The organism is Verrucosispora sp. SN26_14.1 (genome assembly GCF_004307965.1).
In the GTDB taxonomy this organism is placed as follows: domain Bacteria; phylum Actinomycetota; class Actinomycetes; order Mycobacteriales; family Micromonosporaceae; genus Micromonospora.
The window spans coordinates 1-11,735 of the sequence record NZ_SISL01000170.1; the positions used below are offsets into that span (position 1 = coordinate 1).

Annotated in this window: 13 protein-coding genes and 1 pseudogene; 9 read left to right on the forward strand and 5 right to left on the reverse strand. The window is 72.8% G+C overall.

What is annotated here, in order from left to right:
• Positions 1–214, reverse strand: a pseudogene (locus EYA84_RS16470) (DUF393 domain-containing protein); the annotation flags it as partial.
• A gap of 92 nt (positions 215–306) precedes the next feature.
• Here EYA84_RS16470 and EYA84_RS16475 point away from each other — a divergent pair.
• The 3 genes from EYA84_RS16475 (at position 307) to EYA84_RS16485 (ending at position 2,734) form a co-directional block, all read left to right on the forward strand.
• A complete protein-coding gene (locus tag EYA84_RS16475; protein ID WP_131053958.1) occupies positions 307–1,350 on the forward strand; it encodes an Rv2578c family radical SAM protein in 1,044 nt (347 codons plus the stop codon).
• A 30-nt stretch (positions 1,351–1,380) separates the two neighbouring features.
• Positions 1,381–1,788: a CoA-binding protein gene (locus EYA84_RS16480; protein WP_131053959.1), complete on the forward strand. Its 408-nt coding sequence runs from the start codon at positions 1,381–1,383 to the stop codon at positions 1,786–1,788.
• 397 nt (positions 1,789–2,185) lie between these two features.
• Positions 2,186–2,734, forward strand: coding sequence for a DUF4190 domain-containing protein (locus EYA84_RS16485; protein WP_131053960.1), 549 nt, complete (start codon positions 2,186–2,188; stop codon positions 2,732–2,734).
• Between the two features lie 6 nt (positions 2,735–2,740).
• On the opposite strand, the gene EYA84_RS16490 is transcribed toward EYA84_RS16485, so the two are convergent.
• On the reverse strand, positions 2,741–3,646 hold the full coding sequence (locus tag EYA84_RS16490; protein ID WP_131053961.1) for an SDR family NAD(P)-dependent oxidoreductase: 906 nt from the start codon (positions 3,644–3,646) through the stop codon (positions 2,741–2,743).
• 118 nt (positions 3,647–3,764) lie between these two features.
• Between EYA84_RS16490 and EYA84_RS16495 the strand changes: the two genes are divergently transcribed.
• Both EYA84_RS16495 and EYA84_RS16500 read left to right on the forward strand, forming a co-directional pair.
• A complete protein-coding gene (locus EYA84_RS16495; RefSeq protein WP_131053962.1) occupies positions 3,765–4,277 on the forward strand; it encodes a DUF4190 domain-containing protein in 513 nt (170 codons plus the stop codon).
• Between the two features lie 112 nt (positions 4,278–4,389).
• Complete coding sequence (locus EYA84_RS16500) at positions 4,390–5,235, forward strand: SDR family NAD(P)-dependent oxidoreductase (RefSeq protein ID WP_201272402.1); 846 nt, start codon at positions 4,390–4,392, stop codon at positions 5,233–5,235.
• On the opposite strand, the gene EYA84_RS16505 is transcribed toward EYA84_RS16500, so the two are convergent.
• Complete coding sequence (locus EYA84_RS16505; protein ID WP_131053963.1) at positions 5,232–6,152, reverse strand: DMT family transporter; 921 nt, start codon at positions 6,150–6,152, stop codon at positions 5,232–5,234. The genes EYA84_RS16500 and EYA84_RS16505 overlap by 4 nt on opposite strands.
• A 107-nt stretch (positions 6,153–6,259) precedes the next feature.
• Between EYA84_RS16505 and EYA84_RS16510 the strand changes: the two genes are divergently transcribed.
• Entirely contained in the window at positions 6,260–7,003 is a 744-nt protein-coding gene (locus EYA84_RS16510) for an HAD family hydrolase (RefSeq protein WP_131053964.1), read from the forward strand.
• Positions 7,004–7,020: 17 nt separating this feature from the next.
• Here EYA84_RS16510 and EYA84_RS16515 read toward each other — a convergent pair whose 3' ends face one another.
• Positions 7,021–7,485 (reverse strand): hypothetical protein, encoded by a 465-nt coding sequence (locus EYA84_RS16515; RefSeq protein ID WP_131053970.1) that lies wholly within the window; start codon positions 7,483–7,485, stop codon positions 7,021–7,023.
• 74 nt (positions 7,486–7,559) lie between these two features.
• The gene (locus EYA84_RS16520) at positions 7,560–8,429 is read right to left on the reverse strand and encodes a PhzF family phenazine biosynthesis protein (RefSeq protein WP_131053965.1); all 870 of its coding nucleotides are present in this window, start codon (positions 8,427–8,429) and stop codon (positions 7,560–7,562) included.
• 81 nt (positions 8,430–8,510) lie between these two features.
• Here EYA84_RS16520 and EYA84_RS16525 point away from each other — a divergent pair, with 81 nt between their 5' ends.
• From EYA84_RS16525 to EYA84_RS16535, 3 genes are all read left to right on the forward strand, one after another.
• Positions 8,511–9,821, forward strand: a complete 1,311-nt coding sequence (locus EYA84_RS16525; protein ID WP_131053966.1) for a magnesium transporter MgtE N-terminal domain-containing protein — start codon at positions 8,511–8,513, stop codon at positions 9,819–9,821.
• A complete protein-coding gene (locus tag EYA84_RS16530) occupies positions 9,814–10,440 on the forward strand; it encodes a DUF1003 domain-containing protein (RefSeq protein ID WP_131053967.1) in 627 nt (208 codons plus the stop codon). Before EYA84_RS16525 ends, EYA84_RS16530 begins: the two co-directional genes overlap by 8 nt.
• Positions 10,441–10,514: 74 nt before the next feature.
• Positions 10,515–11,663, forward strand: a complete 1,149-nt coding sequence (locus EYA84_RS16535) for an Mrp/NBP35 family ATP-binding protein (RefSeq protein ID WP_131053968.1) — start codon at positions 10,515–10,517, stop codon at positions 11,661–11,663.
• Positions 11,664–11,735: the final 72 nt, after the last annotated feature.

An 11,735-nucleotide genomic window follows, 5' to 3' on the forward strand; every position in this document is an offset into this window, starting at 1 on the left:
CGGCGATGGCGTCCGGACCGGCCGCCCGGCGCCCGTCGACGCCGACCCACTGCACCGCCTCCTCGCACTCGGCCTCGGTCAGCCCGAGCCGGTCGAGGTCGGCGAACTGCCAGGGCAGCACCGTGGCGCCGGTCGGAATCCGGCGCTCGATGAACTCGGCGCAGCGGGTGCAGAACGCGCAGTCCCCGTCGTAGACGAAGGTCGACCTCTCCATGCCTGCCATCCTCCCCCGCCACCGGCCCGTGCACACCACGGTGTCCGGCGTGCCACTTGCAGCCGTGTCGTACGTGTGTTCGAATGATGGTCATGCGCTGGGAGAACCTCGCCGCTCCCCCGGACGAGGGAGATCCCGGAAGGGCAGCGCCAGCGACGCCACCCCTGCCGCTGGCGCTGCCCGACGCGATCGTGCGCACCTTCGACACCCCCGACTTCGCCGGCATGACCTTCTACGAGGTACGCGCCAAGTCGATCCTGAACAAGGTCCCGGGCACCTCCCGCGTGCCGTTCGAGTGGACGATCAATCCATACCGGGGATGCAGCCATGCCTGCGTCTATTGCTTCGCGCGGAAGACCCACACCTATCTCGACTTCGACGCCGGGGCGGACTTCGACCGGCAGGTGGTCGTCAAGGTCAACGCCGGGGAGCTGGTCCGGCGGGAGGTGGCCGCGCCGCGCTGGCGGGGCGCGCACCTGGCGATGGGCACCAACGTCGACTGCTACCAGCGGGCCGAGGGCCGCTACCGCCTCATGCCGCCGATCATCGAGGCGCTGCGCGACTTCGCGAACCCGTTCTCGATCCTCACCAAGGGCACGCTGATCCTGCGGGACCTGCCCTTGTTGCGGCAGGCGGCCGAGGTCACCCGGGTCGGCGTGTCGTTCTCGGTGGGTTTCGTCGACGAGCGGCTGTGGCGGTCGGCCGAGCCCGGCACGCCGAGCCCTCGGCGGCGGCTCGACGCCGTACGCCAGCTCGCCGACGCAGGCTTCGCGGTGGGCGTGCTGATGGCGCCGATCCTGCCCGGCCTCAGCGACTCCGACGAGTCGATCGACGCCACCGTGGCCGCGATCGCCGCCGCCGGTGCGGCCAGCGTGACGCCGCTCCCGCTGCACCTGCGTCCCGGCGCCCGCGAGTGGTACGCGCACTGGCTCGCCCGGGAGTATCCCGCCCTGGTGCCCCGCTACCGGGAGCTGTACCGGGCCGGCGCGTACGCCCCGCAGTCGTACCAACGGGAGCTGACCGCACGGGTGCGCATCGCCGCCCGGCGGCACGGGCTGTACCGGCCGGATCCGGGTGAGCACCGTCAGGTGACCACGCCCGCCCCGGCCGCCCCCGAACAGCTCAGCCTGCTCTGAGGGCCCTCCGGGCGCGGATAGAGTCGGCTGGTGCGTACCGCTCAGCAGATCCTCGCCGACTCCGCCGTGATCGCCGTCGTGGGCGCGTCCCGCGACCCGAGCAAGGCCGCGCACGCCATACCGGCCGAGATGCAGCGGTACGGGTGGCGGATCGTCCCGGTCAATCCGACCGCCGACGAGTTGTTCGGTGAACCGGTCTACCGCTCCCTGGCCGACATTCCGCACCCGGTCGACCTGGTCGACGTGTTCCGCCCGGCGGAGGACGCCGTCGAGGTGGTCCGCCAGGCGGTGGCGATCGGCGCCCCGGCGGTCTGGTTGCAGCTCGGCATCGTCTCCGCGCAGGCGCGGGAGATCGCGGAGCAGGCCGGCATCGACTACGTCGAGGACCGCTGCCTCATCGTCGAGCGCGCCGCCGCCGGCCTGACCCGGCTGGACTGAACCGGCGCGGTCTCGCTGCCGCCGGTGCAGCTCAGCCGATGCGGTCCGTTCGATGCGGTCCGTTCGATGCGGTCCGTTCGATGCGGTCAGAGAGACCCTCGGCGAAGCCGGGTGGTGATCCGGCGACCGACGTGCGGTACCTACACGGGCCCTATCGAGCTGAGAGCGAAGACGGATCGCACGGTCCGCAGCGTGTCGGCCGAAAGCGACGACGGCACAAACGGTTCAGCTCGACAGGGATCCCGGAGGTCCCCACCCCCAATGCGACCGACAGCCGGAGGCGACGACGGCGCATACGGTTCAGCTCGACAGCCCCCGAGGACCGTTGGGCAGCTGGGCGGGACCTTCCTGACAACCGTGGGTACAGAGTCCATCACTGCGGGTAACGTCGACGAACGTGAGCCAGCCACCGGAGCCGGATCAGCCGCCGTCGCCCTACGAGCCGCCGCCGGGCGGTCACCAGCCACCGCACGCGCAGCCGTACGGCGACCGGTACGGCCCGACCGGTGATCAGTACGGCCTGCCCGAGGGTGACCCGTACGGTCGGCCCTCGGGAGAGCAGTACGGGCAGCCTGCGTACGGACAGCCGTCGTACGAGCATCCGGGGCAGCCGCCGCACGGGCAGCAGTGGGGTCAGCAGCCGCCGTACGCGCCGCAGGGCCCGTACGGGCAGTACGGGCCGCCGTCACCCCAGCCTGGCAGCGGAGGCGGCGGCACGAACGTACTCGCCATCCTGTCGCTGGTCTTCGCGTTCGTCTTCGCCCCGGCCGGCATCGCCCTCGGTCACCTGGCCAAGCGCCAGCTCCGCACCAGCGGCGAGGACGGCGCTCAGCTCGCCACCTGGGGGCTGGCGCTCAGCTACATCTTCACCGGCCTCTACCTGGTGGCCTGCTGCGGCTGGTTGGCGCTGGTCATCTGGGCCGGATCGAGCGGCACGAACACCTGACCACGGTCAGCGGAACTGCGACTCCCGCACGCTGTTGCCACCGTCGACCACCAGCATCTGCCCGGTGATGTACGACGCCGCCGGTGAGCAGAGGAAGGTGATCGCCGCGGCCACCTCGTCGGGGGTGCCGGGGCGGCCCACCGGAGTCCCCAGGCCCTGCTTGATCTCGGCCATCGTGGAGGCGGCGGTGTAGATGGTGCCGGGCGCGACCGCGTTGACGGTCACCCCGTCGGCGATCATCTCCATGGCCAGAGCCCGGGTCAGGCCCACCACCCCGGCCTTCGCCGCCGCGTACGCCGCCTCGGTGGGCAGGGCGTTGACCGGCCCGGCGGTGGCTGCCAGGTTGACGATGCGACCCCAGCCGCGTTCGGCCATCCCGCCGATGAAGGCCCGACTGCACAGGAACGCGGTGGTCAGGTTCCGGTCGATCTCGGCACGCCACTCCTCGTAGCTGAGCTGGGCGACCGGCCGGAGCACCTCCGGGCTCGCCCGGCTGGCCAGCCCGGCGTTGTTGACCAGGACCTCCACGTCGCCGAGCTGCTCGGCGACGGCGTCGGCCAGCGCGCCGACCTCCGACTCGTCGGTGAGGTCGGCGACGAACCCGGTGACCCCGAGTTCACCGGCCCGCTCGTGGATGCGGCGGGTGGTCGAGACGATCGCCACCCGGGCGCCGAGGTCGGTCAGTCGGCGGGCGGTGGCGTACCCGATCCCGTCCGCGCTACCTGCCCCCGTCACCAGGGCGACCTTGCCGTCCAGTCGCATGGTCACCGGCTCGGGCAACGATGCCGGGGCGTCGTCCTCCGCCGCGCTCGGTGTGGTCACCGGGCGGGGGCGGCGGGCCACTCCCGGGCGGCTGACGTCCCGCCTCGGTCTGCTGCCGGAACGGTCCGCCGCGCGCGCGTCAATCCCCATGCCGCGATCCTGCCTGCTGCCGCCGTGCCGGGCAACGCGCACCCGCTGCCGGGCGCGTCGCGCCCTACCCCGCGATGGCTACCCTGGCTGCCACCACATCGCGACGGAAGTGAGCCCGATGACACAGCCCCCACCGGCCGGTGGCTGGCCCGACCCCGCGTCGGCCGGTCAGCCTTCCAGTCCGCCGGCCGATCCGCTCCTGTCGGTCCCCTCCCAGCCCGCCGGGTACGACCCGTACCAGCCGGCCGATCCCTACCCGCCGATCGACTCGTACGCGGCGAAGTCTGATCTTTCGCCGGCTCCCGCGCCGTACCCGCCGCCCGGTTACCCGCCGCCGGTCCAACCCGGATACGGCTACGGCTACGGCTACCCGCAGCGGAGCACCAACTCGCTGGCCCTGGTGGGCCTGATCCTCTCGTTGATCGGGATCGGCTCGTGCATCACCGCTCCGATCGGCGCGATCATGGGGCATGTCGCCATCCGCCAGATCCGGGAGACCGGCGAGGAGGGCGAGGGGATGGCGAAGGCGGCCATCATCGTCGGTTGGATCATCACCGCCTTCTTCGCGCTGGTGGTACTCGTCTACGTGGCGATCTTCGTCATCTGGGCCACCGCCGTGACCACCGTCTGAACAGGTGGGCCCGCCCCGGCCGGGATTCGGGGCGGGCGGCCGGTCCGGCGGTCGTCACGTCGGTGGGAAAGTCGAGGTTCGGCGGGACCGGCGATCACGGTAATCTCGTGCCGTGACCGGGGTGGATGGACCTGCGGATGACGTCACCGGCCGTCGACTCGTGCTGGTGACCGGAGCGAGTTCCGGCATCGGGCTGGCGGCGGCGATCGACCTGGCGCGCCGGGGTGACCGGCTCGTGCTCGTCGGGCGGGACCCGGCCCGGCTGCGGGCGGCCGCCGACGAGGTACGCGAGGCGTCCGGCGAGCGTCCCGAGACGTTCCGCGCCGACTTCGCGGCCCTGGACGACGTACGCCGGTTGGCCGAGCAGGTGCGGGCCGCGTACGACCGGATCGACGTGTTGGCCAACAACGCGGGTGCGATCGTGCTCCAGCCGATCACCACGGTCGACGGTTTCGAGCTGTCCATCCAGGCCAACCATCTGGCGCCGTTCCTGCTCAGCAACCTGTTGGCCGACCGGGTCGGGCGGATGGTGGTGACCGCCTCGGGCGCGCACCGTAGTGGTTCGTTGGATCCGGACGACCTGAACCGGCCGCTGCGGCGGTACCGCCCGATGGGCGCGTACGGGACCAGCAAGCAGGCCAACATCCTGTTCACGGCCGAGGCGGCCCGGCGGTGGCCGGCCGTCGACTCGTACTGCTTCCATCCCGGCGTGGTGCGGACCCGGTTCGGCAGCGACAGCCGGTTGGTGGCCCTGGGGATGCGGTTGTTGCCGCTGCGCGGCCCGGTGAAGGGGGCGCAGACGCTGGTGTGGCTGGCCAACCAGGATCGGGCCCGCCTGGTCGGCGGCGGTTACTACTTCGACTGCCGACCGCGTCGTCCGCTGCGCAAGGCGTCCGATCCGCAGCTCGCGGCCCGGCTCTGGGCGGCCAGCGCGGCGGCGGTCGGCCTCCCCTCCTAGCGGGTGACCCGGCGGGCGGACCGGGCGCTGGCCAGTACCACCACGGCGACACCGACCAACAGCAGCAGCAGGCCGGGCACGCTCGACGCGGCGGGCAACTGCCCCAGCCAGGCCCAGCCGATGAGGGCGGCGCCGGGCGCCTCCAGCAGGATCAGCACGCTGACCGTGGTGGCCGGGATCCGCCGCAGCGCGTAGCTGAACATCGAGTGGCCGAGCAGTTGGGCCCCGGCGACAAGCGCGATCACGGCCAGCCAGGTGCCGGTGTCGAAGCCGCCCAACGGCACGCGGCCGACCAGGCAGATCACCAACAGGACGAGTCCGCACACCGCGTAGCAGATGGTGGTGTAGGTGGCGGTGCTGACGGTGACCCGGGCACGCTCGCCGAGCGCGGTGTAGACCGCTCCGAACAGGCCACCGGCGAGGGCGAGCAGGTCGCCGGCGAAGGCGGTGCCGGAGACGGTGAAGTCGGCGCCGGTGGCGAGGACCGCGCCGAGCACCGCCACTCCGATGCCGGCCCAGACGCCCAGCGGCAGTCGGCGGCCCTGGAGGCGGGCGATCAGCCCCTGCCAGACCGGTTGGGTGGCGACCAGGGCGGTCGCGGCGGCGACCGTGGTGAGCTTCGCGCTCGGCATCCAGGTGGCGAAGTGCGCGGCCAGAGCGACCCCGGAGAGTACGCAGAAGGCGCCCTGACGCCGGTTCGCGCCGGTCAGCAGGGAGCGGAACTCGGCCCGTCGGCGGGTGAGCGCGTACGGGCTCAGCACGGCGACCGAGAGCACGTTGCGCCAGAAGGCGATGGCGAGTGCGGGCGCGGCGGCGAACGCGATCAGCGGCGCGGACGAGGAGACCGCCACCACGGCGACGGCGAGTGCGCCGGTGGTCAGCAGGTCGACCGGGGGACGGTGTGGTTCGGGTGGCACGAGACGCAATCCTCACACGACCGCGATGACCACTTTCCGTCAGCGGTCCGTTACGATCATGCGCAGCCCGTCGGGACCCCCCTCACCCCGTCCGGAGGCGCTCCCCCATGCCCAGGTTCCAGGCGGTGCTGTTCGACTTCTTCGGCACGCTGACCCGTCCGGTCCAGCGCGGTCCCGGTCACCGCGTCACCGCCCAGTTGCTCGGTTGTCCGCCGGACATCTTCGTCGAGCTGCTCGACCGCACGTTCTACGAGCGCGCCGCCGGGCGCTTCGGCAGTGCCGAGGCGACCCTGCGCTGGCTGTGCGAGCAGGCCGGCGTACGGCCGACCGAGGAGGCGCTGCGGGCGGCGGCCACGGCCCGGTTGGACGCCGTACGGGGCGACACCCGGTTGCGGGACGAGGCCGTCCCGACGTTGCGGGCGCTGCGGGACCGGGGCATCCGGACCGGTGTGATCAGCGACTGTACGCACGAACTGCCGGTGCTCCTGCCGGAGTTGGCCGTCGCGCCGCTGCTGGACGTGCGGATCTACTCGGTGCAGGTGGGGCGCTGCAAGCCGGACGCGGCGTTGTACCTGGCGGCGTGCGCGCGGCTGGGCCTGCGTCCGGAGGACTGCCTGTACGTGGGCGACGGCGGCAGCCAGGAGCTGACGGGCGCGCGACGGGCCGGGCTGAGCGCGGCCCGGTTGGCCGCCCCGGACCTGGTCGATCATCTGGTCTTCAACGTCGACACCGAGTGGACCGGTCGGGCGTTGGGCACCCTCGGTGAGGTCGTCGAGTTGGTCGAGTCGACGGAGGTCGACCGGCGGCAGCGGCTACCAGCCGGGCGGGCCGCAGCGGTGACGGTGCCGTAGCAGGGGCGGCGCTGCGGTCAGCGTCGCCGGACGCGGTGCAGCCGGAACGGCTTGCGGACGGCGCGGACGGCCGGCGTGGGTCGGGGCGGCTCGGCGAGCGAGTCGGCGGGCAGGTCGGCACCGTGGACGGGCGTACCGCCGGGCGAGAGCCGGACCAGGGCGCAGTCGTCGGCGGCCCAGCGGGCGACCAGGTCGGCGGTGGTGCCCGTGGCGTTCAGCCGCTTCGCTCCGACCAGCGGAGCCAGGGTGTCCCACTCGTCGGTGCCGGGCCGCACCCGGGTCACCCGGGCCGGCCAGGTGACGATCGCGCCGCCGTGGTCGCCCCGGAGCGTCACCCGGGCCTCGTCGACCTCGGCCAACCCGGGGGCGGACTGCTCCCCCGGCCCGCTGACCACGAACAGGGCGCTCTCCAGGGGTACGCACCACAGGGCGAGCGACGGTCCACCCGCCACCGCGACCCAGGCCACCGAGGCCTTCTTCATCGCCTCGTCGACCAGGGGGGTGCTCTCACGCTCGTCGGTCACCACCACATCCTCCCGTACGTGTGCCCGGTCGGTCAGCCGACGAACGGCGGCACCAGGATCTCGCCCCGGGCCACCGGCATGACGTGACCGGCCACGCTGGCGCCCAGCGCCGTGCCACCGGCGGCGGTCACCGTGCAGCTCAGCGTCGACGGGCGGCCCATCTCGACGCCCTGTCGGACGGTGTACGTGGAACGGCCCTCGCCGGGCAGCAGGCCACTGGCGACCAGCCACACGCCCAGGCCGAGAGCGGCCGACCCGGTCGCCGGGTCCTCGGGTACGCCGAGGCCGGGGACGAAGACGCGGGCCTGTGCGGTTTGCGCGTCGGCGTTCCAGGAGAAGACGCTCACGTGTTCGATTCCGTACCGCCGGGCCGCCACCGGATTGACCTCGGCCCTCGCCAGCGCGTCGGGGCGCACCGGCAGGAACGGGAACTCCAGCCCGCAGCCGGCCACCCGGGGTGCCGGGCCGAAGTGGTCGCCGGCCGCCAGTCCGGCCACCTCCAGCAGCGGCTCCGGGTCGAACTCGGGCCCGAGGGTGGGGGTGCCGCCGGTCAGCGTGGCGCCGCCGTCGGTCACCTCGATCGGGAGCACCCCGGCACCGCACTCCTGGCTGACCTGACCCGTTCCGAACAGGCCCCGCCGGCTGGCGGTCACCGCCGCTCCCACGCTGGGGTGGCCGGCGAACGGCAACTCCTCGGTCGGGGTGAAGATCCGTGCCCGGTAGGTGGCCCCGACCTGGGTCGCGGGCAGCACGAAGACCGTCTCGGAGAGGTTGAACTCCCGGGCCAGCGACTGCATCTGTTCGGTGGCCAACCCGTCGGCCCCGAAGACCACCGCGAGCGGGTTCCCCGCGTACGGACGGTCGGTGAAGACGTCCACGATCTCGTAAGCCAAGGTCGACATGTTGGTAAAGACTAGGCCCTCCGGGCTGTCCGGAAGTGACAGCCGGGCGCTGACTTCCGCGTACGCCCTAGGCTGGTGCACGTGAGCACGCCGACTCGGGTCTACCTCGCCCGTCTCGCCGGAGTCGCCGTCTTCGATCCGAACGGTGACCAGGTGGGCCGGGTACGCGACGCGGTGGGCCGCCTCCGCGCCGGTCAGCGACCGCCCGAGGTGGTGGGCCTGGTCGCCGAGATCCCGATGCGGCGGCGCATCTTCCTCTCCATCAACCGGATCATCTCGATCGACGCGGACGCGGTGGTGCTGGGCAGTGGCACGTTGAACCTGCGCCGCTTCGAGAAGCGCCCGAACGAGTTGCTGGTGCTCCAGGAGCTGCTCGACCGTCGGGTGCAGCTCGGCCCGGAGAACCGGGCGGCGACGGTGGTGGACGTGGCGATGGAGTGCAGCCGGGCCGGGGAATGGTCGCTGACCCGGGTGGCGGCCCGGGAGCAGACCGGCCGGCTGGCCCGCCGGGGCAACCTCCAGCAGGTCGAGTGGGAGAAGGTTCGCGGGCTCAGCGGCCTCGCCGAGCCCGGGGGGACCGCCAACCTGCTGGCGGTGCTGGAGGACATGCGCCCGGCGGACCTGGCCAACGCGTTGCAGGACCTGCCGGACGCCCGCCGCAACGAGGTCGCGGCGGCGCTGGACGACCCCCGGCTGGCCGACGTGCTGAGCGAGCTGCCCGAGCGCGACCAGGTGGAGATCCTCACCGCGCTGGGCCGGGAGCGCGCCGCCGACGTGCTGGAGGAGATGGATCCGGACGACGCCGCCGACCTGCTGGGTGAGCTGCCGCCGCCGGAGCAGGACGTGCTGCTCGACCTGATGGAGCCGGACGAGGCCGATCCGGTGCGGCAACTGCTCAAGTACACCCCGGGCACGGCCGGCAGCGTGATGACCTCGGAGCCGGTAATCCTGCCGCCGGACGCGACGGTGGCGGAGGCTTTGGCCCGGATCCGGGAGCCGCAGCTCTCCCCGGCGGTCGCCGCGCAGGTGTTCGTGTCCCGCGCGCCGATGGCCACACCGACCGGCCGCTACCTGGGCATGGTGCATTTCCAGCGGTTGCTCCGCGAGCCGCCGGCCGACCTGCTCGGCGGGGTGGTGGTCAACGACATCGACCCGTTGCGCCCGGCCACGCCGCTGCCGGAGATCACCCGCCGGATGGCCACCTACGACCTGGTCGCGATGCCGGTGATCGACCTGAACAACCGGCTGGTGGGTGCCGTCACGGTCGACGACGTGCTGGACCACCTGCTGCCTGCGGACTGGCGGGACCGGGACGCCGTGCCGAGCCCTGCACCGGAGGCCGCGAACGGTGCGGCGTCCACCGACGTGAGCACGGAGCGAGTCGATGACTGAGCAGCGGCGGACCGAGCGGCTGGACCTGCCCCGGGAACCGCGCGGCCTGAGGTTGCCCCGGGTCGACCAGGAGACCTTCGGTCGCTGGTCGGAGGCGATCGCGCGGGGCATGGGTACGGCGAACTTCATCGTCTACATGACGCTCTTCATCACCCTGTGGTTCGTCTGGAACACGCTCGCCCCGACGACCCTGCGCTTCGACCCGTACACCTTCACGTTCCTCACCCTGGTCCTCTCCATCCAGGCGTCGTACGCGGCGCCGTTGATCCTGCTGGCCCAGAACCGCCAGGCCGACCGGGACCGGGTGGCGTTGGACGAGGATCGGCGCCGGGCGGGCATGCAGAAGGCCGACACGGAGTACCTGGCCCGGGAGATCGCGGCGTTGCGGATCGCGATGGGTGAGGTGGCGACCCGGGACTTCCTCCGTTCCGAGCTGGCCCGGATGGCCGAGGAGCTGGACGAGGCGGCGCAGCGGCGCCTGCGGTTGGAGCGGCGGCTCCGGGAGGGTGCGGCGGCGCGGGGGGACGACGCCGACCCGCTGGACGAGCCCCGTGACGAGATGGACGGGGACCTCCCCGGGGACGGCCGGCGCGGCAGCGGCAGCCCCCGACACTCCTGACCCTGGTCATCGACTGGCTCACACCGTCGCCGCTGGCGCCGGTGGCGGATCACGACCGACGTAGCATTGCGGGCATGTCAGCTCCCGTCAGCACCGTCCACGACGCCGTCCAGGCCGCCCTGGCCACCGTCAACGACCCGGAGATCCGCCGGCCGATCACCGAACTCGGCATGGTCAAGTCCGCCGACATCGGCGACGACGGTGTGGTCCGGGTCGCGCTGCTGCTCACGGTGGCCGGGTGCCCGTTGAAGGACAAGCTGCGGGCGGACATCACCGCCGCGGTGAGCGCGGTGAGCGGGGTCACCGGCGTCGAGATCGACTTCGGTGTGATGAGCGCCGAGCAGCGCAAGGAGCTCCAGGCCACGCTGCGCGGCGGCGGGGCGTCCGAGGAGCCGGTCATCCCGTTCGCGCAGCCCGGCTCCCGCACCCGGGTGTACGCGGTGGCCAGCGGCAAGGGCGGCGTGGGCAAGTCCAGCGTGACGGTGAACCTGGCGGCGGCACTGGCCGCCCGGGGTCTCTCCGTCGGCGTGGTGGACGCGGATATCTACGGACACTCGGTGCCCCGGATGCTCGGCGCGGACGGCCGTCCCACCCGGGTCGAGGACATGATCATGCCGCCGGAGTCGCACGGCGTGAAGGTGATCTCGATCGGCATGTTCACCGCCGGCAACGCCGCGGTCGTGTGGCGCGGGCCGATGCTGCACCGCGCGTTGCAGCAGTTCCTCGCCGACGTGTACTGGGGCGACCTGGACGTGCTCCTGCTCGACCTGCCCCCGGGCACCGGCGATGTCGCCATCTCGCTGGCCCAGTTGCTGCCCAACGCCGAGATCCTGGTGGTCACCACGCCGCAGGCCGCTGCCGCCGAGGTGGCCGAGCGGGCCGGTGCGATCGCGTTGCAGACCCACCAGCGGGTGGTCGGTGTGATCGAGAACATGTCGTGGCTGGAGCTGCCGGACGGTTCCCGGATGGAGGTCTTCGGCGCCGGTGGCGGCCAGACCGTCGCCGACTCGCTGACCCAGACCATCGGCGCGCAGGTGCCGCTGCTGGGTCAGGTGCCGCTCGACACCCGGGTCCGCGAGGCCGGCGACGAGGGGAACCCGATCGTGCTGTCCGCGCCGGACTCTCCGGCGGCGAAGGCGATGGGCCAGGTCGCCGACCGGCTCGCGCTGCGCCGGGAGTCGCTGCTGGGCAAGCCGCTCGGTCTCACTCCGGCCGGTCGCTGACCGGAAGGCGCGCCGTCAGGTGATCTCGTCGTAGCTGGCGGCGCGCGGGGCCGGCGGGGACGCCGCCGGGGC